Genomic DNA, 24580 nt, shown 5'->3' with positions numbered 1-24580 from the left:
CTCGCGTGACCCACGATGCGTGTCCGAGGCGGTCGGCGCCCCTGGTCATCACGCACGGCAGGAGTCCGGCAGTGGCAGAGCGCAAGCCGATCGAGTCATGGCTCACCGACATGGACGGCGTCCTGATGCACGAGGGCGTTCCGGTTCCTGGGGCGGAGGCCTTCATCAAGCGGCTGCGCGAATCGGGCAAGCCTTTTCTTGTGCTGACCAACAACTCCATCTACACCCCGCGCGACCTGCACGCCCGGCTGAGCCGGATCGGGCTGGACGTGCCCTGGCAGTCGATCTGGACGTCCGCGCTGGCCACCGCGAAGTTCCTGGAGGAGCAGCGGCCGGGCGGCACCGCGTACGTCATCGGGGAGGCGGGCCTGACCACCGCCCTGCACGACATCGGCTATGTGCTGACCGACCACGCCCCGGACTATGTCGTTCTCGGCGAGACCCGCACCTACAGCTTCGAGGCGCTGACGAAGGCGATCCGGCTGATCAACGACGGGGCCCGGTTCATCGCGACCAACCCCGACGAGACCGGCCCCTCGCCGCAGGGTGCGCTGCCCGCCACCGGGTCGGTGGCCGCGCTGATCACCAAGGCCACGGGCGTCGAGCCGTACTTCGTCGGCAAGCCCAATCCGCTGATGATGCGGCACGGGCTGAATGTCATCGGCGCCCACTCCGAGACCTCCGCGATGATCGGTGACCGGATGGACACCGATGTGCTGGCCGGCCTGGAGGCGGGCATGGAGACCTTCCTCGTGCTGACCGGGCTGACCCGCCCCGAGGAGGTCGACCGGCACCCGTTCCGGCCCTCCCGTGTGGTGGACTCCATCGCGGACCTCATCGACCTGGTGTGAGTCCGGGGCGTGGTGTGAGTCCGGGGTCTGATGTGAGCCCGGGGGCCGGTGTGGGCCCGGGGGCCGGTGTGGGCCCGGAGCCTGGCATGAGCCCGGGGTCTGGTGTGAGTCCGGGGTAGCTCTCCGGTCCGTGGCTCCGGGGTGGCCGCGTCCCCGCGTCGCGGACCTCCAGGAGCCCGGGCCCCACCCGAACGGCGCAGTCTCGGACCGCACCGGATGCGGCCGGGCTCGCGCGGGCGGACCTTCGGAGTTATCGGAGGTTCACCATGCGCTCACCGCAACTTGCTTTCTGTGCCGCGGTCGCGGCGTGCGCGGTGACGACGGCGCCCGCGTACGGCGGGGATGCGCGCGGCGCCGGGACCGGCACCGGAACGGTCTCCGTCACCCCGGCCGTGGCCGCCGCGTCCGGCAGCGCGGGCACGGGGGCTGTGCCGAGTGCGGGGCCCAATGCCGTGCCGCGAGCCGTGCCCAGTGCCGTGCCGCCGCACGGTCGCCCCGGTCCGGCCACCGAAGCCGGCCCGCGCCGTGAGCTGAGCAGTACCTCGGCCGTCGGACTGGTGCTGGCCGGCGGCACCGTCCTGGTCATCGCGGGACAGCTGCTGCGGCTCCGGCTGCGGCTGCGCCGCGAGCGGCAGGGCGACGTCGATGAGAGCTGAGGAGGAGGGCCGGGCCATGGCACCGGCCGAAGCCGGCACACTCGCCACACGCAGCTCACACAGCACACCCGCCGCGACGAGAACCGGTACCGGCCCCGCCCCCGGGCGCCTGCTGGCCGGCGTGGCCTGGGCGCTACTGCTGCTGGGACTGTGGCTGTGGGGCCGCGATCTGCCGGGCGGGATGGCCGCACAGCTCGCCACGACCGGTGATGTCGCCGCCGTCGGCCGCCCGTTGGGCCGTCACGGGCCCCCGCACGCGCACGCCCCGGTGCCCGCCTCCGCCGCCGTCAAGCCCAGCCGGATCAGCATCGACGCCCTCGGCGTACGGGCGGCCGCCATCGTCGAACGAGGCCTCGACGAGAACGGCACCCTGACCCCGTCGCCGGAAACCTCCCCGGAAACCTCCCCGGACAGCTCCTCGGACACCTCCCCGGGCCTCGTCGGCTGGTACGGCGGCGGTCCGCGGCCGGGGGAGGCGGGCGCGGCGCTGCTGGCAGCCCCCGCAGCCCCCACAACCGCCGCCGGCGCTGACGCCGACGTCGGCAGGCCCGCCCAACGGGCCGTCTTCCACTCTCTGGCCGGCATCAAGCCGGGGCAGCGGGTGGAGATCCAGCGCTCCGACGGCAGCACGGTCCGCTTCGTCATCGAGGACGTACAGCTCCACGACCGCGCGCATTTCGACGCCCGCAAGGCCTACGCCGCCCGTGAGCCCGGCCGTTCCGAACTCCGGTTGATCAGCGAGAGCGGCAGCCGCGGCCGCGAAGGGCGCGGCGGTGACGGCACCGTGGTCGTGATCTCCGCGTACCTGACGAGCTATCAGGCTGCCGCGCCCCCGGGGCCGTCGGGCCGCACAGGGCACGGCTGAGTCGCCACGACGGCCATGCGTCAAGCGCCTCGGCAGCCTGTGGACGGCTTATCCACAGGCCGGCCGCGGCAGGCGGGCGGTGTGCCACGATGGATGCGGCCGGTGGTCTCCTGCCGGCTGTGTTCCATGCTCCGAGGGGGGAGTGGATGTACGGCAACCTGCCGTGGACGACGGGGAGCGGGCCGCCGGGCGGGTCCCGCGACGGACGGCGGCGCCCCGCGCATGCCGGTGCGGTATCGGCGAGAGTGGCGGTGGGGGCGCTGGCCCTGCTGCTGCTCGCCGGTTGCTCCTCGTCCGACAGCAACGACGACAGCATCCCGGCCAAGCCGGGCCAACGCCCCAAGTCCGTCACTCCGTTCTGGGTCAACCCGGACAGCAAGGCGGCCCGCCAGGTCTCCACATACGGCGAGGACGACCAGGCAGGCGACGCCCGCCTGGTCAACAAGATCGCGGCGCAGCCGGTCGCCGAATGGATAGGCGTCGACGACCCGCAGGGGCAGGCCCAGGGCTTCACCGAAGCGGCCGCCAAGGCCGACCGTGAGGCGCTGCTCGTCCTCTACAACATCCCGCACCGCGACTGCGGCAGCTACTCCCAGGGCGGCGCCGCCGACGGCAATGCGTACCGGGCCTGGCTGGACGGTGTGGTCAAGGGCATCGGCGACCGCGCCACCACCGTCATCCTGGAGCCCGACGCCCTGCCGCACATCGCGGACAAGTGCACCCCGCAGCAGTTCCACGAGGAGCGCTACGCCCTGCTGAAGGAGGCGGTCGGCAAGCTCAAGGCGCTGCCGCACACCAAGGTCTATCTGGACGCCGGCAATCCGCACTGGATCAAGGACGCGGGCCGGATGGTCGAACCGCTCCAGCGGGCCGGCATCGACCGGGCCGACGGCTTCGCGCTGAACATCTCCAACTACCAGACGACGCAGGAGAACACGAAGTACGGCAAGCAGCTGTCCGCCCTCGTCGGCGGAAAGCACTTCGTCATCGACACCAGCCGTAACGGCAACGGGCCGGCCCCCGGCGGCGACGACCCGGAGAACTGGTGCAATCCGGCCGGCCGCGCCCTGGGCACCCCACCGACGGCCAAGACCGGCGACCCCCTGATAGATGACTACCTCTGGATCAAACGCCCGGGGGAATCGGACGGCACCTGCAAGGGCGGCCCGAAAGCGGGGGACTGGTGGCCCAAGTACGCCCTTGAGCTGGCCCGTAACGCGAAATAGCCGGCCCTGCCGTGACGGCACCCACCATCAGGGTGCCGTCACGGCCGAAGGCCGGGGCGTGTCTTTGGGATCACTGACCCCGCTCCGCCGGCACCTTCACCCACACCGCCTTCGACGGGGTGCCCGCCCCGTCCACCGCGTTCAGCATGTACCACCCCGGCGGCACCAGCGACGGATCCTTGGGCAGGGTGACCGTCACGCCGTCTCCGCCCTTCGTCACCGTGAAGTCCAGCGCGATCGACCGCTGTTCGATATTGGTGACATGGGTGAAGGAGCCGGGGCGGATCAGCCGCATCTTCTTGATCGCGGAGGCCTGCGGGGAGCTGTATGCCGCGCTGCCGCCGAGCGGGATCGTCCTGGAACCCGGGCCGGTCAGCTCGGGACGCGACTTCCGGAAGAGGTACGGCGGCGTGTAGAGGTCGATCTGCTGCTGGAAGACGCCCGGCTTGGTGTTGTCCTTGTCGGCGTAGAGGGAGTCGGAGCCGAAGGTCATCACCCGGCCGTCCGGCAGCAGCAGCGCACCGGAGTGGTAGTTGCGGCCCACCAGCGGATCGGCCACCTGCCGGGCGGTGTTGGCCTTCGGGTCGTACAGCTCCGCCTTGAGGACGTTGGAGTCGCTGCGTCCGCGGTAGTCACCGGAGCCGTTCGTGGTCAGCACCGTGTCGTCCGGCATGATCACGCTGCTCGGGTAGCGGGCCTTCGCATACAGCGGCGGCCCGTCCTTGAAGCGTGGTGAGGGGACGTGCAGATCAACGATCCGGGTCTTGTCCGTGGCCCTCGGGTCCTCGCCGACCCCGCCCCCGCCCAGCACCATGTACCGCTGATCCTGGGCGGGCGGCAGCAGCACCGACATCGACGTCTCCAGGATCTTCGGATCGCTCATCCCGGGCACGACCTGGAACTTGTTGGACTTCAGGTCCCAGATGCCGGGGGTGCGGCCGATGTTGTCCGGGCCGTAGCCGGCGTTGGAGCCGGTGTAGAAGATCCGGCCCTGGTCGGTGAGGAAGAGCGCCGGATAGGTGGGGAAGAAGCGCTGCTTCGGCAGATAGCTCCACTTCTTCGTCTTCGGGTCGTAGACCTCCTGTTTGCCGGGGACGACCTGTCCGATCTCGTCCAGCCCGGAGACGGACAGGACCTTGCCGTCCTGCAGTGTGGTCAGCGTCGGATACCAGCGGGCCTCGTTCATCGGGTCGACGGGAACGTAGCGCTCGGCCACCGGGTCGAACTCGAAGGTGTCCTTGATCCCCTGGAAGTCCTTCTTGTCGAAGGACAGCTTCTGTGCGATGCCGTAGAAGTTACGGGCATCCGCGCCGGTCAGGCCGTGGATGCGGTAGTTGTCCTGGGCACCCGTGGAGTAGTCGCGGCCCTCCTTGAGCGCCTCGACATAGACCCGGGCCTCGCTGTGGACCACGGTGACCTTGCCGGTCGCCGGGTCCTTGGTCTTCTTCGCCCGCGGCACCACGACCGGGTCCTTGGAGGCGAAGGTCTTGCCGTTCTGCTTGCCCGTGAAGAGCGTGCCGGCCGGGAACGTCCTGGGCGCGTCCGGATCCTCGTTGTAGAGGATCATGAGGCCGCCGGCCTTCTTCACATCGCCGCCCAGCTTCTCGTAGCGCTGGGTGCCGCCGGCCACCAGGAGCTTGCCGTCCGGGAGCTGGGTGTGCCCGGAGCAGAAGAGGTCCTTGGGGGTGTCGATGTTCTTGAAGGTGTTCTTCTCCGGGTCCCACAGGACCGTACGGAACGACTTGGCCCGGAAGTTCGCGGCGTTGTTGCCCGAGCCGGCGACCAGCAGCACCTTCCCGGTGTGCAGCAGGGCCGCGTGAATGGTGTTGATGCGGTACTTGTCCGGGACGTCGACGACATCCCAGTGACCGTTCGCCGCCTTGTACTCGGGCTTGTTGATCTTGTACTGGTGGTACTTCTCCGAGGCGAAGCCGTAGAGAGCCGGCCCGTTCATCCCGGCCAGCGCAAGCACCACCGCCGTCGCTATCGCCACTCGGCGGGTGCGACGGCTCGGACGGTACTTCATGTGTGACGTCCCCCAAGGGCGATCTGCAGGGTCTCTTCGGCGGTGGCCGGCTGGTCGGCGGCCGGGGTGGCCGGTTGATCAGCGGCCGTGGTGGCCGGCCGGTCTGCGGCCGTGGTGGAGGGCTCATCGGTGGCCGTGGTGGCGGGCTGGTCACCGGCCGTGGCGGGGGCCTGGCCACCGGCTGCGACCGCGGGACCCTCGCCCCCCGGCGGGCCGTCATCCGCCCGCTCGGCCGCACTCGCCGCACCGGCCGCCGCCCTCCGCTTCCGCTTCTCACCGCGTACGGTCATCCGCCAGGCGATGATCGGTGCGGCGGTGACCAGCAGCGCCAGCGCGGCCCAGGTGATCATCGCCGGATGGCTGTGTCCCAGGACGAACGAGGCACCCAGCGAGCCCCCGAAAATCAGCAGGAAGAACAGGTGCACCCGGAACGTTCCGAAGAGCGTGTCCGGGCTGGAGGAGTCGCCCTTCGGCGTGACCACGAACTTGCTCTTCCGGCGCAATACGGCATCGAACAGCGACCGGGCGTAAATCGGCGCCGACAGCGCGGACATCACCATGCCGGCAATACCGCCGGAACCCTCCGGCTCATGCGGCGAGACATTGTGCCGGCGATTCCACACATACAGGCCGATCTGCAGCGCCGAGGCATTGCCGTAGAGCATCATCCACACCGCCGGATCGATCTGCACACCCGAGGCGCCAAGACCCAGGAACAGCGCACAACTCAGCGCCGCCAGAATCCAGTTCATGGCCGACATCGGGTAGAAGATCACCATCATGGTGTAGTTGAACAGCCGGCCCGGCGGCAGTGTGAACGGCGCCTTCCAGAACTGCTTGAGGATCGTCTCGTACGTCCCGCGCGACCAGCGCAACTGCTGGGTGAAGAAGTCCGTCCAGGCCGTGGGCCCCTCGCCGACCGCCAGCACGTCCGGCGTATAGACCGAACGCCACTTCCGCCCGGTCTGCGGATTGCGGTGCCGGTGCATTTCAAACCCGGTCGCCATGTCCTCGGTGATCGAGTCGTACAGCCCGCCGATCTGCTTGAGCGCGCTGATACGTACGGCGTTGGACGTGCCGACGAACATCGGCGCGCCATAGCGGTTACCGGCCCGCTGGATCAGCGCATGGAAGAGGAATTGCTGCGATTCGGCGGCCTTGGTGACAAAGGTGTCGTAATTCCCGTACACCTGCGGGCCGATGACAAAGCCGACGTCCGGATCGCGGAAGAAACCGAGCATCCGCTCCAGGTAGTTGGGCAGCGGGACATGGTCGGTGTCGACGGACGCGAAGTAGTCGTAGGCATCGCCGTGTGCCTGCAGCCAGGCGTTGTAGTTGCCGTGCTTGGTCTTGGCTCGATGCGGTCCCTTGGCCTGGTTCCACTCCGGTACGCCCTTGCGGCTGAAGTGGTGTACGCCCAGGCGTCGGCAGACCTCCTTGACCTCGGGGTCGTCGCCCTCGTCCAGCAGCCAGACGTGCAGCAGACCGCGGTGGCGCACCTTGACCGCCGCCTCCAGCGTCTTCGTCACCATCTCCAGGGGTTCCTTGCCGGGGACGAAGGAGGTGAGGAAGGCAACGCGGGTGCCGCTCTCCGGTATGACCGGGACGGGGTCGCGGGCGACGAGCGTGGCGTGCGCGTTGGACAGCACATTCATGCACCGGAAGAACTCGATCAGCCCGATCGAGACCAGCATGACGGTGTCCAGCACCGGCAGGAAGTCGAAGGCGGGGTAGTCGCGTTCGGTCCAGTGGGCGGGCTGCAACAGCCACGCCAACAGCCCCAGCGACACCAGCGGCGCCGCGCCGAGCAGCAGCGCCGCCCGGATGCGGTGCGGCTCGTCGGCGAGCAGCGAGCGGTAGCGGACCTTGTAGGGCTTGTCCGGGTCGGGCTGGGTGAGCGGCCCGGCCAGCCGGCTGTAATGCTCGTAGTCGTACCGCGGCAGCGGCTTGCGCTGGGTCCGCCGCTGCCAGTGCTGGCGTGGTACGCGCAGGCGCGCCGTGGCGGACGGATCGTACGGATGCTGCGGCCGAGCGCCCTCAGGCGGCGACGTCATGAGTCCATCCCCCCGCACGCAGCGCACTGCGTGCCGATCGCTGATGGCCCGAGTGCTCGGTCCCCCTCGACCGACTCGGGCTCACTGGTGTCGGCCGCCCGCACCGTCAGACGGTGACGGCCGTGTTCCGGTTGCATGATGAACGCCCCGCGATCCTGCCAAGCGGCGGGTCCCCCGCGTCCACATCACGCCAACCGGCACATCCCCCTGCCTCCAACATCCTGGGATCCAGCCTCTTTTCGGCCGACTTCCCAGGTCAGGGTCCCGAACCCACCCCATGATTGCAAGACGGAACCACAGGGGATACGGACAAGACTGTGCAATGCGGGACGGTGCATGGCGGAGCGCGCATCACTCGCGACCGAGAGCGACCGGCGCAGTCCGGAACCGACCAACTTCCTACGCCACTTGACGCGATGGCCGGTACGGTCCGCTACCTCGTCGCCACGCTCCCGGCCGGCGAAGAGGGCTCCGAGGGCGACCCGGCGTCCGCCGAAGGGTCCGAGAAGGGTGCGAGAAGGGGGGCTGAGAAAGGGGCTGAGAAAGGGCGCTGGAAGCAGCCCAACCGACCGGCCGGATTCCCGACGTCGGCCATGTGATCAAGCAGCTGCCGGGCCCGGCGGTGGCCAGGGCGTCCCTGTCGCTGAACGGGGGTGCCGGGAAAGTCACATCCCGCAATCGACATCTGACCCTATGTGTCGAGGTCGGCGGCGCCCCTCGGACTTGCGATATCGAACAAGCGCACTACCCCGACCGCTCGTCGGCGTGAGGGCGGTCGATTGCCCTCACGGGTCGAGACGCGGGCCGGTGCGGGATCGGCCACCCGGGGGACCGGCCGCCTGGTCGCCCCAATGACTGAGGCCCCTCGCATGGCGAGGGGCCTCAGTGTTACGTGCGCCGCCAGGGACTCGAACCCCGGACCCGCTGATTAAGAGTCAGCTGCTCTAACCAACTGAGCTAGCGGCGCGCGCTGACCTGAAGAACTCTACACGAACTCCGGACGTGCTCTGTACCCGCGACCGCGCAGCTCACGCACTCGGGCCATGTGATCCCTGCCACTCCGGATCGCTTCGGGTGCGGATCTCCATGCCTCGCCCGAATCCCTCCCAATATGGGCCAAAAGCCACTTGATCTTGGGGCCTTCGGCTGGCAGCTCGCCCGGTTTGCTCTATGAAGATCGAGTTCATCGAGTCCGTGGCGGTAGATCATCAGTTGCCCCGTCAACATGCGATATCTCCTACCGGTTGAGAGGCTGAGGGGCGAGCGCCAAAGCGAAAAAACTGAACAAGCCAGGAGCGAGTCGGCCATGGCGTCCGTCACTCCTCCCTCGCCTCTTGCAACCCCACCCTCCACAGCGACGTCTGCCAGGACGCGCGCCCCGGACCGGGTCCCGGGACTCGCCCCTCCGTCGGAAAGGTTGATCGTCATGGTGTCGACAGCCAAGCGCACCCTTGAGATGCAGCTCCTCCTCGGGCCGGACGAAGCGGTTCCGGTAGCGGGTCGGTTCAGCTATCGCAGCGACCGCCCGTACGAGGTCGAGGTCGCCTTCATCAGTCGCGGGCACACGGTCGCCACCTGGCTGTTCGCTCGCGAACTGCTGCTGTGCGGGCTGTACGACGAGGCGGGGGAGGGGGACGTACGGGTGTGGCCGTTCCGCCGGCTGGGCGAAGCGCGTCGCGTACACATCGAGCTGTCCACCGACGACAGTGTCTGCGAGCTGTCGGTGCGGGCGACGGAGCTGACCGCCTGGCTGGAGCAGACCGCGGCGATCGTCCCGCCCGGCCACGAGGAGCGCTACCTCGACATGGACACCCATCTGGCCCGGTTGCTCGCGGGGAAATGCTGAGGGGGAACATGACGATCACGACTGCCACTACGGCTACGGCCAGGGCTACAGCTGAGGATGCGGCTACGACCGTGGAGAGAGCCATGGGTGCGGACGCGGCCGCCGCAGGGGACGGGGCCACAGCCCGTACCGGCACGGCGGCCATGGCCGCGACCGCGGCCTCGCCCGGTGCCGGCATACCGGACGGCGCGGCCGACTCTCCCGCCGCGCCCGCGCCCCACGACCCCCGTGCGCACGGGTTTCTGCCCGAGCGGCCGCCCGTTCGTTCCATGATCGGGACCTGGACCCGGCTGGACGCCATGGCCCGCGCCGCGGCGATCGCGCCCGACCGCGAGGCCGCCATCGCCCTCGTCGAACGCGCCCATCGCGCCGAGGAGTTGTCCGCCCTGCGGCAGCGCGTCTCCCGCCTCTCCACCCGTAACGCGGAAGCCGCCGCCATGCGTATCGCGGTCATCGCGGTCTCGTGCGGATGGTGTGGCCTCGACCCGCAGGCGCCGGCCGCACGTCAGGTCGCCGACGAGGCGTTTCTCGAACTGTGGGCGGCCATCGCGCACCGCATCGACCACGACCAGTTCGTCGCCCTGCCCACCCTCGCGCTCCACAACTGGGCCCCGGAACGCAAACCACGCCGCCACATCCCCATCGACCAACTCGCCCGCACCGAACAACTCGTCCCCATCGTTCGCTGGGCGCCGGAGGGCCAACCGCTCAGCCGTCTGGACCGGTTGATGCTGGCCGCGACCCGGCTGGAGGCGCACGGGATCTGGCTCTTCCGGCTCGCCGAAACCCTCGCGGGACGCTCGCCCGACGACTCCTCCACCCCGACGGCGCTACGCCGTCTGGTCCGCGTCCAGCACGCCCTGCGCGCCCAGCTCCACGCCGAGGCGGCGGAACTCGCGGCCGCGCCGGCCACGCCGCAGCAGCGCGCGGTGCTCGGCGCGCTCGCCGAACAGGGGGCCCTGGAACCGCCGGTACTCCAGGCCGCCGACGCGGTGCTGGGCATCGGCGGCCGCCGCCCGGGCGAGGGCAGGCGCCAGCTCGTACGACGCCACCTCCCGGCGCAACACCGGGCCTGGCTCAGCGCGATGGACCGCCACTGCGCGCCGGTGCGCACCCTCGCCCACCGTGGCGGCCCGGACGCCGCCGTCTACCGGGAGGCCCAGGAGTCCCTGATCGCCCTCCGCCGCACCTACACCGCCCTCGTACAGACCGCCGCCCGCCCTACGACGACCCCGCTCCCGGCGGCGGCCTGACGTCCCCGGCCCCGACGACATCGACCTCGCCTTTGGCCCGACATCGACCGTGACATTGACCGCGACACCGACTGCGGCATTGACCGCGACATTGGTCTGGACATGACCAACAGCTCTCACTAGTCTGCGAGTTGGTCTAGACCGCGCTTCACTTCCCCTGCCTCACTACTTCCCCTCAGTCACCACATCCCCTCAGTCACCACATCGCCTCACCTCACGTCACACAGCTCACGGAACTCCCCCCACGTTCTCCAGGAGCAAGCATGCGCAAAAAGCTCAGCGCTGCCGTGATCGGCCTCGGCGTCATCGGTGTCTCCCTGCTCTCGACGGGCAGCGCCTCCAGCCACGGCTACAGCGACGCACCCCCCAGTCGGCAGGCGCTCTGCGCCAATGGCACCGTCAAGGACTGCGGTGCGATCCAGTACGAACCGCAGAGCGTCGAGGCCCCCAAGGGCTTCCCGGCCGCCGGCCCCGCCGACGGCAAGATCTGTTCCGGCGGACATGAGAACTTCGCCGAACTGGACGATCCGCGCGGCGGCAACTGGCCCGGCACCAAGCTCTCCCCGGGGCAGGGCTACACCTTCACCTGGCGACTGACCGCACGTCACTCCACCGCGGACTTCGAATACTTCATCACCAAGGACGGCTACGACCCCAGCAAGCCGCTCACCCGCGCCGACCTCGAACCCGAACCGTTCATGACCGTCCCCATGGGCGGGGCGCAACCGGGTGAGACCGTCCAGCACCAGGGCACCGTTCCCACCCAGAAGTCCGGCCGCCACATCATCCTGGGCGTCTGGAACATCGCCGACACGGGCAACGCGTTCTACGCCTGCTCGGACGTCGACCTCTCCTGACGCCCCCGGTCCACCGGGCGACGACGTCGGCAACCCCTCCCACCGGGCCTCCCCGCTTCCCCCGGGGAGGCCCCGTCTTCCGCCCCCTTCCTGCCGGCAGGCGGCTCGCCCTGGGAATCTGACGCTACGTCAGCTACCCTCCGGCGCCATGGCAGCCAACGGCACCGGCAATGCCGGCACCATCGCCGAGCTCGTACGCGCACAATGGGGCGACCACCGGATCGGTGCGAAGTACGGGGACCGCGTCCTTACCCACCATGAGCTTGCGGGCGGTGCTGCCGCGCGGGCGGCGTTGCTCGGGGAGCTGTTGCCACGGGGAGCGGAGCCGCATGTCGGGGTGCTGCTCGACAATGTTCCGGAGTATCCGCTGTGGCTGAGCGCGGCGGCGCTCGCCGGGGCTGCCGTGGCCGGGATCAACCCCACCCGCCGCGGGCCGGAGCTCGCTCGTGACATCAGCCATACCGACTGCGCGCTGTTGATCACCGAACGCGCCCACCTGCCGCTGCTGGCCGGTCCGGCTCTCCCTCTTCCGCCCGAGCGGGTCCTCGTCGTGGACGACCCGGCGTACGAGGAGCTGCTCGCACCGTACGAGGGCACGCCGCCCGCCGAGATCGTGACCGGCTCCACCGCGGCCCGCCCGCCGACGCCCGACTCCCGGATGCTGCTCTACTTCACCTCCGGCTCCACCGGTGCACCCAAGGCCGCCCTCTGCTCCCAGGGCAGGCTGGCCGCCGCCGGCCAGTCGCTGGTCGGGTATTTCGGGGTGCGGCGGGACGATGTGCACTACCTCTGTATGCCGATGTTCCACGGCAACGCCGTGATCGCCGGCTGGGCCCCGGCGCTCGCCGGCGGCGCCGCCATCGCGCTGCGCCGCCGTTTCTCCGCCTCCGCCTTCCTCCCCGACGTACGCCGGTACGGGGCCACGTACTTCACCTACGTCGGCCGGTCCGTGCAGTATCTGCTCGCGACCCCGCCCGCCCCCGACGACCGGGACAATCCGCTGCGCACCGGTTTCGGCACCGAGGCGGGCGCCGTGGACGCCGCCCGCTTCGCCGCACGGTTCGGCGTCCGCCTGATCGAGGGGTACGGCTCGTCCGAGGGCGGCGCCGCGATCCAGCGCACGCCGGACACCCCGCCCGGCGCCATCGGACGGCCCGCCCCCGGCGACGACCTCGCCGTCGTCGACCCGGAGACCGGCGCCGAGCTGCCGCGCGCCCGCCGCGACCCGGCCGGCCGGCTGCTGAACGGGGAGCAGGCGATAGGAGAGCTGGTCAACCGCGGCCGCAGCTCCTTCGAGGGCTACTGGCGCAACCCCGAGGCGACCGCGGCACGCACCCGCGGCCGGGCCGAGGGGCGGGTCGGCGCGGGCTGGTACTGGACCGGGGATCTTTTCTTCCGGGACACCGAGGGGTTCTTCCACTTCGCCGGGCGTACGGATGACCGGCTGCGGGTCGACAGCGAGAATCTCGCCGCCGCGATGATCGAGAACATCCTCGCCCGTTACGCCCCGGCCGCCGGCGTCGCCGTGTACGCCGTGCCCGATCCGGTCGCCGGGGACCAGGTCATGGCAGCCCTGGCCCTCCATGAAGGCGCCGTGTTCGACCCCGATGACTTCGCGGCCTTTCTTGCCGCCCAGCCCGATCTCGGTACGAAGATGGCGCCCCGGTTCGTCCGGACGGTGGCGGCGCTGCCGGTGACCGCCACGAACAAGGTGCACCGGGTGGCCCTGCGGCGGGCCGGCTTCCGGTGCCCGGAGCCGGTCTGGTGGTCGCCGGTCACGTCCGCGGCCCGCACGGCTCCCGCCGGAAGCGGGTACCGCCCGTTCACCGACGAGGACCGGGTCGCCCTCCTGGCGCTGTATCGCGATCACGGCCGTGCCCATCTCCTGGACCAATGACCCTCATGATCCCGATGAGTGATCGACACACAACGAAATGGGCGCCCCCGGAGAACCGAGAACGCCCACTTCTATACGTGCGCCGCCAGGGACTCGAACCCCGGACCCGCTGATTAAGAGTCAGCTGCTCTAACCAACTGAGCTAGCGGCGCGCGCTGACGAAAGAAATACTACCTGGTCGAGAGGGGTGCTCATGACCACGGTCGGAACCACGTCAGATCGCCAGTGACAGCAGCACCGGTGCGGCCTTGCGGTTGAGGGCGTCGGCGGCCTGGCGCAGGCGATGGGCGTGTTCGAGCGGCATGGACAGCGCGAGGCAGCCGACCGTCGAACCGGCGGTGATCGGTACGGCCGCGCAGACCGTGCCGACGGCGTACTCCTGGAGGTCCAGGACGGGGACCGTGGGCGGCTGGCTGTCGAGCTTGTGGAACAGGACCTTCTCGTTGGTGATCGTCCGGGAGGTGAGCCGGGCGGTCTTGTGGCGGGAGAGGTGGTCCTTGCGGCCGTCGTGGTCCAGCTGTGCGAGCAGGCATTTGCCGACCGCGCTGGCGTGTGCCGTGCGGTGGAATTCGGCCCACTCGTTGACCTTGGGAGCCAGCGGTCCGTCGGCGTAGTGGAGGATCTTGACCTCGCCGTCGATGTACCGGCTGATGTAGACCGCCGCGCCGACCGAATCGCGCAGCTGGTCGAGGGTGAGTTGCAGTTTTTCGCGCAGGGCCCGGTCGCGGTCGCCACCGGATCCCAGGAGCAGTAGCGATTCGCCGACGACATACGCCCCGTCGGAGACCTGCTCGACATAGCCCTCGCGCCGGAGCATCGCCAGCATGTGGGCGAGCTGACCAGAGGACAGGCTGGTTTCGCGGGCGATCTGCACATCGGTCACGCCACCGGCGTGCCGGGAGATCGTTTCGAGCACGCGAAGTGCGTACTGCACCGAATGGAACGGCGCGGTCGGCTCGGGCTTCAGCGCCACGGTGTCCCCCTAGCAGGTTGTTACCGCTTGCGTCGTGGCCGTCGTTGTTGGCACGGCCGACGTATGCGCGACCGCTCCCGGACAACGGGGCTGCTATCACGATAGCGGTCAACGGCCCTCGATGGAGGGGGTCTTGACCGAAAAGAGGTGGGCCTCGGTTTTCTGTACTGCGGCTCGAGACTGTGGCATATGCCAAGGTCACGGAGCCGCGTACCCAGGGGTTTTGCTCCCCCGAGGACACCCGGTCATCCCGGCGCGGGCCCGGGGAGCGCCTCTGGAGGGAGCGGAACCAGCCATTTCCCTGGCCGGTTCCGTGAGCGGTCCATCGGGAGCAGGTCACCCGGTCGGGATCGACAACTCCCTTGTTCCACCCCGGTCATGAGGTGGTGTCATGAGCGCCGCGTGGGCGGTCCATGGTGCCGGTGTGCGGAAAGGGGAAAGGGTGGCGCGCCCCGACCCGATGAAGGGGGCACACCACCCGAATCCGTCGCCTACCGCGCGCCGTTCACCGCGCGATACGCACCGCGTTCACAGCACCGCACTCAGGAATTCCCGGGTGCGCTCGTGCTCCGGGTCCGTGAAGATCTTCTCCGGGGAACCGGATTCGATGACCCGGCCGGCGTCGAACATCAGCACATCGTCGGAGATGTCCCGGGCGAAGTTCATCTCGTGGGTGACGCACAGCATCGTGATGTCCGTGGTGTGCGCGATGTCCCGCAGCACGTCCAGCACACCGGCCACCAGCTCCGGGTCGAGCGCGGAGGTCACCTCGTCCAGCAGCAGCACCTGTGGGCGCATCGCCAGCGCCCGGGCGATGGCGACCCGCTGCTGCTGGCCGCCGGAGAGCTGGGTGGGGTACTTGTCGAGGTGTTCGGTCAGGCCCACCAGGTCCAGCAGTTCGCGGGCGCGCTCCTCGGCGGCGTCCTTGTCCAGGCCGAGGACGTGCACCGGGGCCTCGGTGATGTTCCGCAGCACCTTCATGTTCGGGAAGAGATTGAACTGCTGGAACACCATGCCGATGTTCTTGCGGACCTCGCGGATGTGCTTCTCCCCGGCCGGTACGAGCTTGCCGCCCTTCTCCTCGTGCATCAGATACTCGCCGCCGACCTTGATGGTGCCCTCGTCCGGCTTCAACAGCGTCATCAGCAGCCGCAGAATCGTGGTCTTGCCGGATCCGGACGGGCCGATGAGGGTGACGTGCTTGCCCGAGGAGACGGTGAAGTCCAGCGAGTCGAGGACCGTGTTGGACCCGAACCGCTTGGTGACCTTGTCGAAGCGGATCAGCTCGGTGCCTCCCCCGGACTCCGTCCGGGAGGTGCTTTCATCCGCGGGGTTGGCGGTTTCTTTCGAGGGGGTGCTGTCAGCGGACAAGGCGACGCTCCAGAGCTCGCAGAAGGAGAGAGGTGGGGTAGGAGATGACCACGAAGAGGATGCCGACGACGGTGATCGGCTCCAGGTAGTCGAAGGTGGTGGCGCTGATGCTGTTCGCCTGGAAGAGCATGTCGGCGACGGTGATGCCGGCCAGCAGCGGCGTGTCCTTGAACATCGCGATGACGTAGTTGCCGAGCGCGGGCACCACCCGGCGGAACGCCTGCGGCAGGATCACCGCGGTCCAGGTGCGCCGGCGCGGCAGGCTCAGCGCCGTGGCGGCCTCCCACTGGCCGGGCGGGACGCCGTCGATGCCGGCGCGGTAGACCTCGGCGGTGTACGTCGAGTAGTGCAGGCCCAGGCCGATGACACCGGTGGTCAGCGGCGCGAAGGTCAGCCCCCAGGCCGGCAGGACGAAGAACAGGAAGAACAGCTGCACCAGCAGCGGGGTGTTGCGGATGAACTCGACGACGATGCTGACCGGCCAGGTCACCCAGCGGCTCGGCGAGCGCAGGGCCAGCGCCCACACCAGCCCGAGCGCGAAGGCCACCAGCGAGCCGTAGATCGTGGCCTGGACGGTGATCCACAGCCCTTTGAGGAGGTCGGGCATGATCTCGCCGACGTAGCTCCATGACCAGTTGTTCACGGCTTGCCTCCGGTGGCCAGCGCCTCAGGGCCCTGCTTTTCGACGGGCAGCTTGCGGGAGAACCAGCCCTCGCCCTTGGGTACCGCCCGGCCGATCGAAGCCTTGGCGCGGCGCTCCAGCACCCGCATGATCCGGGTCATCACGAACGCGACCACGAAGTACAGGACGAGGATGATTCCGTAGACCTGGGCGCTCTGGCCGGTCGACAGCCGGGCGAGCTTGGCCTGGAAGGTGAGCTCGCCGATGGACAGCAGCGACGCCAGCGCGGTGCCCTTGAGCAGCTCGATCAGCAGGTTGTTGAACGGCGGCATCATCTCGGGCACGGCCTGCGGCAGGATCACCTTCTGCAGCCGCTGCCAGGGCGAGAAGCTCAGTGCGATGGCCGCCTCACGTTGGGCGGGCGCCACCGCCTGGATGGCGCCGCGGACGATCTCGGAGCCGTACGCCCCGTAGGACAGGCCCAGTGCCAGGGTGCCCGCCCAGATGCCGACGAGCTGCCAGCCCAGCAGCGGCAGCGCGAAGAACAGCCAGAACATCAGCACCAGCGCCGAGGTGCCGCGGAAGAATTCCACATACACACCCGACAGGAAGCGGACGGTCTTGAACCGCGAGGTACGGGCCAGGCCGATACCGAAGGCGACGGCGGCGGCCAGGGCGGCGCTGTAGACCATCAGCTGGATGGTGATCCACAGTCCCTTGAAGAAGAGTTCCCACAGCGCTCCGGTCACTTTTTGCAGAGCTCCTTCGCGGTGAGGTCGGTCATGAACTCCTCGGTGAAGCCGAAAGGCCGGGCGATACGCAGGAGTTCGCCGCTCTTCTTCATCTTGTGCAGCTCGCGGTTGAAGGCGTCGCGCAGCTTGGTCTCGCCGATCCGGAAGCCGTATCCGCCGCCGTCCCGCTGGGGTTTCCCGTCGACCTCCGGCGTGAACGGCCGGGTCATCGTCACCTTGGGGTGCTGACCGGTCTTCAGCGCCTCGATCATGGTCAGCGCAGTGCCGGCGAAGGCGTCGATACGGCCCGCCTCCAGGGCCTCCATTCCGGCGATCTGATCGCCGTACGTCTGGATGGCGCTCTTCTTGACGCCGTTTCCGACCGCGTAGTCGATCTCCGCATAGCCGATTCCGGAGCCCATCCGGAATTCGCCCTTGGCGATATCCGCATACGAGTCGATCTTCTTCGGGTTTCCCTTGAGTACGAGGAAGGCGTCCTTGTTCTCGTAATCCGGGTCGGAGAAGAGTACCGCCGCGCAGCGCGCTTTGTTGATGAACATGCCCGCGACGATCACGTCGTACTGGAACGAGTGCAGACCGGGCACCAGCGCACCGAATTCGACCGGTACCGGCTCGAAGTTCTTGATCCCCAGCCGTCGGAAGATCGTCTTGGCGACCGCGGGCGCCTCGCCGGTCAGCTCGCCCTTGTTGTTGATGGAGGCGTAGGGCGGCTCACTGGCGATTCCCATGCGTACGGTGCCCTTGCGGCGCAGATCGTCGAGCAGATGTCCGCCGTCCGTCGCCCCGGAGACGTCGACCCGTGAGCATCCCGTGGCCGCTCCCACCGCCCCCGCTGCGCCGAGCGCCGCTACCCCCGCGAGCAGCGAGCGGCGGCGGATGCCGCTTGTCGATTTTCCTTTGATCACTGTGGTGTTCTCCTGTGGTGGAGCCATGGGCGCGCGGCTACCCGAACGCCTCACACATATGCCGATCGTTTCCGGCCCTTGATGTAAGCGCCGTGGAGTTGTTCCGTACGTCGGTATTGCCCACCTACGATCGGGACATGACCGATCGCTTCATCGAAGTCACCCTGGACAAGCGCGGCGTGAGCTGCACGGCCAAGTTGCTCGACGACCGCGCGCCGATCACCTGCAATGCCGTATGGGACGCCCTCCCGCTGGGCGGCGACGTTTACCACGCCAAATACGCCCGCAACGAGATCTACACCCTGGTTCCGCCGTTCGCTCCCGAGGAGCCGCCGCTGGAGAACCCGACGATCACTCCGATCCCCGGTGATCTGTGCTATTTCACCTTCAGCGACACCCAATTGGGTACCAAGTCCTACGGATACGAGAGCCAGGCCAAGCACCAGGGCCGCGCCACCGTCGTCGATCTCGCGCTGTTCTACGAGCGCAACAATCTGCTGATCAACGGTGACGCGGGCTGGGTCCCCGGCATCGTGTGGGGCAGCGTCGTCGACGGCCTGGACCGGATGGCCGACGCCTGCCAGGACCTGTGGCGGGCCGGCGCCCTGGGTGAGACGCTCAACTTCCGGCGGGTCTAAGGCCTGGAGGCCGGGGGCGCGGGGATCTCCGCGGCCCCCGCCTCGTAGAGGGCGTGCGCGACGCGCAGCACCAGCGCGTCCGCGTGCCTCGCCCCGATCAGCTGGACGCCGATCGGCAGCCCGTCGCCGTCCACCCCGCAGGGCACGGTCGCGGCCGGCTGCTGGGTGAGGTTGAAGGGGTAGGTGAACGGCGTCCAGCCCGTCCAGCGGGTGTGGCCCGATCCGGACGGGACCTCCGCGCCCGCCTCGAAAGCGGTGATCGGCTCGGTCGGTGTCACCAGCAGGTCGTAGGCGCTGTGGAAGCGGCCCATCGCCTGGCCGAGCGCCATCCGCGTATCGACCGCCGCCAGATAGTCCAGCGCGCTGTAACGGGCGCCCTGCTCGCAGATCTCCCGCAGCCCCGGGTCCAGCAGTTCGCGGTCCGCGTCGCCCAGATGCTGCACCACCCGCGCCGCGCCGCTGAACCACAGCGTGTGGAACGCCTCCACGGGGTCGGCGATGCCCGGGTCGATCTCCTCGACGTACGCGCCGAGCCCGGCGAGCGTGTCGACGGCCCCGCGCACCGCCGCGGCGACCTCCGGAGCCACCGGCACGTCCCAGCCGAGCGACGGGCTGTAGGCCACCCGAAGCCCGGAGACCGGACCGGCCAGCGCCGCCCGGAACGAACCGGCGGCCGGCCCCAGCTGCGACCAGTCCCGCCAGTCCGCGCCGACGATCACATCCATCATCAGCGCCGCGTCCGCCGCGTCCCGGGTCATCGGCCCGACATGCGCCAGCGTCCCGAACGGGCTCGCCGGATACAGCGGCACCCGCCCGTAGGTCGCCTTGAGCGCGAAGATCCCGCAGAAGGACGCCGGGATACGGACCGAGCCGCCGCCGTCCGTGCCCAGGCTCAGCGGCCCGGCGCCCAGCGCCACCGCCGCCGCACTGCCCCCGCTGGAGCCGCCCGCGGTGCGCCCCGGGTCGTACGGATTGCCCGTCACCCCGTGCCGCGGACTGTCGGTGACACCCTTCCAGCCGAACTCCGGGGTGGTCGTCTTGCCGACGAACACCGCACCGGACGCCCGCAGCCGGGCCACCGACGGCGCGTCCTCCTCCCACGGCCCCTCGGCCCGCACCGTCCGTGAACCGCGCAGCGTCGGTGTGCCCCGGGTCAGGATCAGATCCTTGACGGTGACCGGCACCCCGTCCACCGGACCGGCCGGATCCCCGGCCCGCCAGCGCTCCGCCGACTCCTTGGCGCTCGCCAGCGCCTCGTCCGCGTCGATCAGGGTGAAGCAGTTGGTGGCGGCCTGGGCGGCCTCGGCGCGCTCCAGGACCGCCCGGGTGACCTCGACGGGGGAGAACTCGCCGGCCGCGTACCCGGCCGTGAGGCGGGTGGCGCCGAGGTCGGCGAGGTGGGTCGGTTCGGTGGTCATGCGTCCTCCGAGCGTTGGCCGCCAGTGCTAGGGTCCTTGGCATCCGGGCTGGTCTCAACCCGGCTGGTGTTGATCGCGTAAGACTCGATTGCTCGCTGAAGCTACCGAGCGGCGTGAGCCAGGAATCCCCCGCTCGCGGGGGAGGGGTCAATGCACCGGTACGTACCCGAGCCGCTTATCGACGATGTTGATAAGCGGCTCGCCGGCCGCCCACCGGTCGAAGTTGTCCTGGAACTGCTCGGCGAGCGCGTCCCGCCAGCCCAAGGTGTCCCCGCTCATGTGCGGTGAGACGATCAGATGCGGCACGTCCCACAGAGGGCTGTCCGCGGGCAGCGGCTCCTGCTCGAAGACGTCCAGCGCCGCCGCCGCGATCCGCCATTCGCGCAGCGCCGCGACCAGCGCGTCCTCGACGACCAGCGGCCCGCGTCCGACATTGATGAACCGGGCCCGCGGCGGCATCCGGGAGAACGCCGCCTTGTCGAAGAGACCGCGGGTGGCGTCGGTCAGGGGTGCGGCACAGACGACCCAATCGGCGTGCGGCAACAGGCCGTTCAGCGCGTCACTCGCATGTACGAGGCCGAATTGCGGGTCGTCCGAGCGCTCCCGGCGGCCGACCAGATCGACCTTGACACCCAGTGCCAGGAGGGTGGCGCCGATGGCCCGGCCGATCGGCCCGGAGCCCACCACGACCGCCCGGGTGCCGGCCAGCCGCAGCGTCTCGCGATGCTGCCAGCGCCGCTGCCGCTGCAGCTCCCAACTTCCGTAGAAGTCCTTGGCCATGGCGATCACCAGTCCGGCGACGTACTCGGCGATCGGCTGCTCGAAGACGCCGCGGGCGTTGGTCACCAGGGTGTCGTCGGCGATCAGCGCGGGGCACAGCAGCTGATCCACGCCCGCGCTCGCGGTGTGCACCCACCGGGGTTTGGGCCCCTTCTCGGGCCATGCCGCGCGGATCGCATCGGAGGTGAAGTCCCAGGCCAACAGTACGTCGGCGGTGGGGAGTCGGTCGGCCAGCGAGGCCTCGTCGGTGAAGATCACCCGGGCCCGGCCGGTCAGCCGGTCGAGCTTCGGCGGCGGGTCGGAACCAAGGACGAGGACGGTACTTTCGGACATAGGCCAGAAACCGTTCTGAAACGTGAGCCCCCTTCACTGAAAGGAGGGCGCCGACAGATGCCTGAGATGCGAGGATTGACCACGCTAAGAAGTCGTATCTACCGTGTCAACAACGGCTCTGTCCCGACGTCCCGGCTTGCTCCGGCTGCTCCTCATCCCCGGCCACTGGCCTGGCCAATCCAGCCCTTCGTTTCTAGGGGCCTTCAATGGACGTCTCCTTTCTGGGTGGTCCCCAGCCACAGCTCGGCGTGGGCGTTGTCGCCCCTTTTGACTTCGCGCTCGATCGCGAGCTGTGGCGCTGGGTGCCCGACGATGTATCCCTCCACCTCACCCGAACCCCTTTCGTGCCCGTCGAGGTCAGCCTCGATCTGGCCCGTCTGGTCAGCGAGCACGAAACGCTGGACGCTGCCGTCCAGGCGTTGTGCGCGGTATCACCGCAGGTCGTCACCTACGCCTGCACCTCCGGCAGCTTCGTCGGCGGTGTGGCGGGAGAGCGGGCCATGTGTGCCGCCATGGCCCAGGCGGGGGAGGTTCCCTCCCTCACCACATCGGGCGCGCTGATCGAAGCGCTGCGCGAGATCGGCGCACGGCGCATCGCCGTGGTCACGCCCTATACGAAATCGGTCACCGACTCACTGGAGGACTATCTCGGTGAGGCGGGCATCACGGTCACCGGCCGCGCCTACCTCGGGCTGACCCGGCACATCTGGAAGGTGCCCTACCGCGACGTCGTCGACATGGCCCGCGCGGCCGTCGTCGGCGCCGCCGACGCACTCTTCATCAGCTGTACCAACCTGCCGACCTACGACGTCATCCCGCAGCTGGAGGCCGAGCTGCGGATGCCGGTGCTGTCCGCCAATCAGGTCACGATGTGGGCAGCGCTGCGCGTCATCGGCGTCCAGGCGGTGGGCCCGTACCAAGCGCTGCTCGATCCGGTGGCGCGGCGCGGCCCGGCCGCGATGACCGGGTCGGAGCCGGCAGGGCCGGGTGACGGAGGGCCGCGGGTGACCCCTGAGGCCGCCTTCGCCGGGCCTCCCGCGCCCCCGGAGGGGGAGCCGCTCGACGGCATCGATCCGCCGCCGTATCCGCCCGAGGATCCGGGACCGCTGCCCCCGGTGTGAGGCCGGTCCGAACCCGACCCCTCCCCGGACCGCTGCCGGCGTCGCCCCTCTCGCCGGCAGCGCTTCTCCCCACCCGCACCGCACCACCCGTGAACGCACCCGCACCCACGAACGCCCCGGCACCCGCAGCCGTACACGCAAGGGAGACCCGCATGGCATCGGTCGGCTTCCTCTACCCCGGCCACTCCGCGGAGGACGACTACCCCCGGCTCGAAACGCTCCTGGGCGGCGCGGTCCGCCTGCCGCTCGTGCACACCGACATCGGCGAGGACGCCCACCGGGCCGACGCGCTGCTGGAGATGGGCTCCGCCGCGCGGTTGGCGGCCGGCGTCGCCGAGCTCAAGGAACGCGGCGCCGAGGCCGTCGTATGGGCCTGTACGAGCGCCAGCTTCATCTTCGGCTGGGAGGGCGCCCACGAACAGGTCAGGGAGCTGTCCGCCACCGCCGGCCTGCCGGCCTCCAGTACGTCCTTCGCCTTCGCGCATGCCATCCAGGCGCTCGGCGCCCGACGGGTCGCGATCGCCGCCACCTACCCCGCCGATGTGGCCGAGTACTTCCACGCGTTCTTGAAGTCCGCCGGTACGGAGGTCGTCTCGACCCGCGGCAGCGGCATCATCACCGCCGCCGAGGTCGGCACGTGGGGCCGCGAGGAGGTGCTGGCGCTCGCCCGCGCCGGTGACCATCCGGACGCCGAAGCGGTGCTGCTGCCCGACACCGCCCTGCACACCGCCGAGCATCTGCCCGCGCTCGAAGCGGAGCTGCGCAAGCCGGTGCTCACCGCCAATCAGGTGACGGCCTGGGAGGGGCTGCGGCTCCTGGACCGCACGCTGTCCTGCCCGGAACTGGGCACCCTCTTCTCGCGGACCGGGAGCTGACCCGGGAATAAACGGAGATTCTCTCCGGTTGTCCTCCTGGCAGACCAGCGACGCGAGGAGGACCCGCACCGTGAGCGGCGAAGACGACCAGACCCGGGGCAGTGGCGAGGCGATCGAGGACGGCAAGGACGGGATACGGGGCGCCGCCCGGGGCAGCGCGCCCGTGCCGCTGTCGGTGCTCGACCTGGTGACGGTCGGCGCCGGCCACACCGCATCCGATGCGGTGCGCACCGCCGTCGACATCGCCCGTACGGCCGAACGCCGCGGCTTCCATCGCTACTGGGTCGCCGAGCACCACTCCATGCCCGGCGTCGCCTCCTCCTCACCCGCGGTGCTGCTCGCCCACCTCGCCGCGCACACCGAGCGCATCCGGCTCGGCTCCGGCGGCGTCATGCTGCCCAACCACGCCCCGCTGGTCATCGCCGAGCAGTTCGGCACGCTGGAGGCGATGGCCCCCGGCCGGATCGACCTGGGCCTGGGCCGCGCGCCGGGCACGGACGGCGCCACCGCCGCGGCGCTGCGGCGGACGGAGCGGCTGCATGAGGGCGCAATGGGGTCTCCCCTGCTTGAGCGAAGCCGAGAGCTTGGGGATGAATTCCCGCAGCAGCTGGCCGAGTTGACCCGCTTCCTGGACGACTCCTTCCCCGACGGCCACCCGTACGCCAAGATCCACGCGGTCCCCGGCCCGGTCCAGGCCACCTCGCCCGGTGGCGTCCAGGCTGCGCACCGGCCGCCCCTGTGGCTGCTGGGCTCCTCCGGCTTCAGCGCCCGGCTCGCCGGCTCCCTCGGCCTGCCGTTCGCCTTCGCGCACCACTTCTCCGCGGCCAACACCGTTCCCGCGCTGGACCTCTACCGCGCGTCGTTCCGCCCCTCCGAGGTGCTCTCCGAGCCGTACGCCCTGATCGGGGTCGCGGCGCTGGCCGCCGAGGAGGAGCGCGAGGCCCGCCGTCAGGTCATGACCGGCGCGCTGTCCATGGTCCGGCTGCGCACCGGCCGCCCCGGCCTGGTCCCCAGCCCGGAGGAGGCCGAGGCGTACCGCTTCAACGAGTTGGAGCGGGGCTTCGTCGACAGCTGGCTCGGCAATGTCGTCCACGGCACCCCGGACGCCGTCCGCCAGGGCCTGGACGATCTCGCCAAGCGCACCGGCGCCGACGAACTGATGATCACCGCCAACGCGCACGGCGGCGCGGCCCGGCTGAGGTCCTACGAGCTGATCGCGGACGCGTACGGCCTGCCGCGGGCCTAGGGCGGCGTACGTTGG

Annotated in this window: 21 protein-coding genes and 2 tRNA genes; 12 read left to right on the top strand and 11 right to left on the bottom strand. The window is 69.8% G+C overall.

Translation table 11 applies throughout. The features are described 5' to 3' along the window. The first annotated feature begins 71 nt into the window (after positions 1 to 71). The 4 genes from KI385_RS17450 to KI385_RS17435 all read left to right on the top strand — a co-directional run bounded on the left by KI385_RS17450 (position 72) and on the right by KI385_RS17435 (position 3598). On the top strand, positions 72 to 851 hold the full coding sequence (locus KI385_RS17450) for an HAD-IIA family hydrolase (protein ID WP_238573117.1): 780 nt from the start codon (positions 72 to 74) through the stop codon (positions 849 to 851). 266 nt (positions 852 to 1117) lie between these two features. Continuing rightward, positions 1118 to 1507: a hypothetical protein gene (locus KI385_RS17445; protein ID WP_238573116.1), complete on the top strand. Its 390-nt coding sequence runs from the start codon at positions 1118 to 1120 to the stop codon at positions 1505 to 1507. A gap of 16 nt (positions 1508 to 1523) precedes the next feature. Continuing rightward, positions 1524 to 2372 carry a class F sortase gene (locus KI385_RS17440; RefSeq protein WP_238573115.1) on the top strand — a complete coding sequence of 283 codons (849 nt, stop codon included), beginning with the start codon at positions 1524 to 1526 and terminating at the stop codon, positions 2370 to 2372. Between the two features lie 146 nt (positions 2373 to 2518). Further along, positions 2519 to 3598: a glycoside hydrolase family 6 protein gene (locus KI385_RS17435; RefSeq protein ID WP_238573114.1), complete on the top strand. Its 1080-nt coding sequence runs from the start codon at positions 2519 to 2521 to the stop codon at positions 3596 to 3598. A 70-nt stretch (positions 3599 to 3668) separates the two neighbouring features. Here the strand turns inward: KI385_RS17435 and glxA are convergent, their stop codons facing one another. The 3 genes from glxA to KI385_RS17420 all read right to left on the bottom strand — a co-directional run bounded on the left by glxA (position 3669) and on the right by KI385_RS17420 (position 8645). Beyond that, positions 3669 to 5624 carry a radical copper oxidase GlxA gene (gene glxA, locus KI385_RS17430; RefSeq protein WP_238573113.1) on the bottom strand — a complete coding sequence of 652 codons (1956 nt, stop codon included), beginning with the start codon at positions 5622 to 5624 and terminating at the stop codon, positions 3669 to 3671. Then, positions 5621 to 7678, bottom strand: coding sequence for a glycosyltransferase family 2 protein (locus KI385_RS17425; protein WP_238573112.1), 2058 nt, complete (start codon positions 7676 to 7678; stop codon positions 5621 to 5623). Before KI385_RS17425 ends, glxA begins: the two co-directional genes overlap by 4 nt. Before the next feature lie 893 nt (positions 7679 to 8571). Continuing rightward, a tRNA-Lys gene (locus KI385_RS17420) sits at positions 8572 to 8645 on the bottom strand. Positions 8646 to 9104: 459 nt separating this feature from the next. On the opposite strand from KI385_RS17420, the gene KI385_RS17415 reads away from it, so the two are divergent. From KI385_RS17415 to KI385_RS17400, 4 genes are all read left to right on the top strand, one after another. Next, positions 9105 to 9524, top strand: a complete 420-nt coding sequence (locus tag KI385_RS17415) for an SsgA family sporulation/cell division regulator (RefSeq protein ID WP_238573111.1) — start codon at positions 9105 to 9107, stop codon at positions 9522 to 9524. Positions 9525 to 9607: 83 nt separating this feature from the next. Beyond that, positions 9608 to 10777, top strand: coding sequence for a hypothetical protein (locus KI385_RS17410; protein WP_238573110.1), 1170 nt, complete (start codon positions 9608 to 9610; stop codon positions 10775 to 10777). 263 nt (positions 10778 to 11040) lie between these two features. Next, positions 11041 to 11634 (top strand): lytic polysaccharide monooxygenase auxiliary activity family 9 protein, encoded by a 594-nt coding sequence (locus KI385_RS17405; RefSeq protein ID WP_238573109.1) that lies wholly within the window; start codon positions 11041 to 11043, stop codon positions 11632 to 11634. Positions 11635 to 11782: 148 nt separating this feature from the next. Then, entirely contained in the window at positions 11783 to 13531 is a 1749-nt protein-coding gene (locus tag KI385_RS17400; protein WP_238573108.1) for an AMP-binding protein, read from the top strand. Between the two features lie 78 nt (positions 13532 to 13609). On the opposite strand, the gene KI385_RS17395 is transcribed toward KI385_RS17400, so the two are convergent. The 6 genes from KI385_RS17395 to ehuB all read right to left on the bottom strand — a co-directional run bounded on the left by KI385_RS17395 (position 13610) and on the right by ehuB (position 18181). Further along, positions 13610 to 13683: transfer RNA gene (locus KI385_RS17395), tRNA-Lys, on the bottom strand. Between the two features lie 62 nt (positions 13684 to 13745). After that, the gene (locus KI385_RS17390; protein ID WP_238573107.1) at positions 13746 to 14504 is read right to left on the bottom strand and encodes an IclR family transcriptional regulator; all 759 of its coding nucleotides are present in this window, start codon (positions 14502 to 14504) and stop codon (positions 13746 to 13748) included. 528 nt (positions 14505 to 15032) lie between these two features. Then, complete coding sequence (gene ehuA, locus KI385_RS17385; RefSeq protein WP_238573106.1) at positions 15033 to 15875, bottom strand: ectoine/hydroxyectoine ABC transporter ATP-binding protein EhuA; 843 nt, start codon at positions 15873 to 15875, stop codon at positions 15033 to 15035. Beyond that, entirely contained in the window at positions 15865 to 16482 is a 618-nt protein-coding gene (gene ehuD / locus KI385_RS17380) for an ectoine/hydroxyectoine ABC transporter permease subunit EhuD (protein WP_238577721.1), read from the bottom strand. Before ehuD ends, ehuA begins: the two co-directional genes overlap by 11 nt. 32 nt (positions 16483 to 16514) lie before the next feature. Next, positions 16515 to 17246 carry an ectoine/hydroxyectoine ABC transporter permease subunit EhuC gene (gene ehuC / locus KI385_RS17375; RefSeq protein ID WP_128504686.1) on the bottom strand — a complete coding sequence of 244 codons (732 nt, stop codon included), beginning with the start codon at positions 17244 to 17246 and terminating at the stop codon, positions 16515 to 16517. Beyond that, entirely contained in the window at positions 17243 to 18181 is a 939-nt protein-coding gene (gene ehuB, locus KI385_RS17370) for an ectoine/hydroxyectoine ABC transporter substrate-binding protein EhuB (RefSeq protein ID WP_238573105.1), read from the bottom strand. The genes ehuC and ehuB overlap by 4 nt, the downstream gene beginning before the upstream one ends. Before the next feature lie 110 nt (positions 18182 to 18291). Between ehuB and KI385_RS17365 the strand changes: the two genes are divergently transcribed. Next, on the top strand, positions 18292 to 18792 hold the full coding sequence (locus KI385_RS17365) for a DUF3830 family protein (protein WP_128504690.1): 501 nt from the start codon (positions 18292 to 18294) through the stop codon (positions 18790 to 18792). Here the strand turns inward: KI385_RS17365 and KI385_RS17360 are convergent. Both KI385_RS17360 and KI385_RS17355 read right to left on the bottom strand, forming a co-directional pair. Further along, the gene (locus KI385_RS17360) at positions 18789 to 20210 is read right to left on the bottom strand and encodes an amidase (protein ID WP_238573104.1); all 1422 of its coding nucleotides are present in this window, start codon (positions 20208 to 20210) and stop codon (positions 18789 to 18791) included. The two genes, KI385_RS17365 and KI385_RS17360, sit on opposite strands and share 4 nt — an antisense overlap. 147 nt (positions 20211 to 20357) lie before the next feature. Continuing rightward, the gene (locus KI385_RS17355; RefSeq protein WP_238573103.1) at positions 20358 to 21323 is read right to left on the bottom strand and encodes a D-2-hydroxyacid dehydrogenase; all 966 of its coding nucleotides are present in this window, start codon (positions 21321 to 21323) and stop codon (positions 20358 to 20360) included. A 206-nt stretch (positions 21324 to 21529) separates the two neighbouring features. Between KI385_RS17355 and KI385_RS17350 the strand changes: the two genes are divergently transcribed. From KI385_RS17350 to KI385_RS17340, 3 genes are all read left to right on the top strand, one after another. Further along, the gene (locus tag KI385_RS17350; RefSeq protein WP_238573102.1) at positions 21530 to 22444 is read left to right on the top strand and encodes a maleate cis-trans isomerase family protein; all 915 of its coding nucleotides are present in this window, start codon (positions 21530 to 21532) and stop codon (positions 22442 to 22444) included. Between the two features lie 152 nt (positions 22445 to 22596). Next, positions 22597 to 23319: a maleate cis-trans isomerase family protein gene (locus KI385_RS17345; RefSeq protein WP_238573101.1), complete on the top strand. Its 723-nt coding sequence runs from the start codon at positions 22597 to 22599 to the stop codon at positions 23317 to 23319. 70 nt (positions 23320 to 23389) lie between these two features. Further along, positions 23390 to 24565: an LLM class flavin-dependent oxidoreductase gene (locus tag KI385_RS17340; RefSeq protein ID WP_238573100.1), complete on the top strand. Its 1176-nt coding sequence runs from the start codon at positions 23390 to 23392 to the stop codon at positions 24563 to 24565. Positions 24566 to 24580: the final 15 nt, after the last annotated feature.

This window comes from Streptomyces inhibens, assembly GCF_022221585.1.
Taxonomy (GTDB): Bacteria; Actinomycetota; Actinomycetes; order Streptomycetales; family Streptomycetaceae; genus Streptomyces; species Streptomyces inhibens.
The sequence above is the reverse complement of the archived record's forward strand: the minus strand, read 5'-3'. Positions and strand labels throughout refer to the sequence as shown.

Excerpts from the sequence above, each read along its gene's own strand:
- KI385_RS17445 (WP_238573116.1), top strand. The coding sequence starts at position 1,118 with ATGCGCTCACCGCAACTTGCTTTCTGTGCCGCGGTCGCGGCGTGCGCG.
- KI385_RS17440 (WP_238573115.1), top strand. The coding sequence starts at position 1,524 with ATGGCACCGGCCGAAGCCGGCACACTCGCCACACGCAGCTCACACAGC.
- KI385_RS17435 (WP_238573114.1), top strand. The coding sequence starts at position 2,519 with ATGTACGGCAACCTGCCGTGGACGACGGGGAGCGGGCCGCCGGGCGGG.
- glxA (WP_238573113.1), bottom strand. The coding sequence starts at position 5,624 with ATGAAGTACCGTCCGAGCCGTCGCACCCGCCGAGTGGCGATAGCGACG.
- KI385_RS17425 (WP_238573112.1), bottom strand. The coding sequence starts at position 7,678 with ATGACGTCGCCGCCTGAGGGCGCTCGGCCGCAGCATCCGTACGATCCG.
- KI385_RS17415 (WP_238573111.1), top strand. The coding sequence starts at position 9,105 with ATGGTGTCGACAGCCAAGCGCACCCTTGAGATGCAGCTCCTCCTCGGG.
- KI385_RS17410 (WP_238573110.1), top strand. The coding sequence starts at position 9,608 with ATGGGTGCGGACGCGGCCGCCGCAGGGGACGGGGCCACAGCCCGTACC.
- KI385_RS17405 (WP_238573109.1), top strand. The coding sequence starts at position 11,041 with ATGCGCAAAAAGCTCAGCGCTGCCGTGATCGGCCTCGGCGTCATCGGT.
- KI385_RS17400 (WP_238573108.1), top strand. The coding sequence starts at position 11,783 with ATGGCAGCCAACGGCACCGGCAATGCCGGCACCATCGCCGAGCTCGTA.
- ehuD (WP_238577721.1), bottom strand. The coding sequence starts at position 16,482 with ATGCCCGACCTCCTCAAAGGGCTGTGGATCACCGTCCAGGCCACGATC.
- ehuB (WP_238573105.1), bottom strand. The coding sequence starts at position 18,181 with ATGGCTCCACCACAGGAGAACACCACAGTGATCAAAGGAAAATCGACA.
- KI385_RS17365 (WP_128504690.1), top strand. The coding sequence starts at position 18,292 with ATGACCGATCGCTTCATCGAAGTCACCCTGGACAAGCGCGGCGTGAGC.
- KI385_RS17360 (WP_238573104.1), bottom strand. The coding sequence starts at position 20,210 with ATGACCACCGAACCGACCCACCTCGCCGACCTCGGCGCCACCCGCCTC.
- KI385_RS17355 (WP_238573103.1), bottom strand. The coding sequence starts at position 21,323 with ATGTCCGAAAGTACCGTCCTCGTCCTTGGTTCCGACCCGCCGCCGAAG.
- KI385_RS17350 (WP_238573102.1), top strand. The coding sequence starts at position 21,530 with ATGGACGTCTCCTTTCTGGGTGGTCCCCAGCCACAGCTCGGCGTGGGC.
- KI385_RS17345 (WP_238573101.1), top strand. The coding sequence starts at position 22,597 with ATGGCATCGGTCGGCTTCCTCTACCCCGGCCACTCCGCGGAGGACGAC.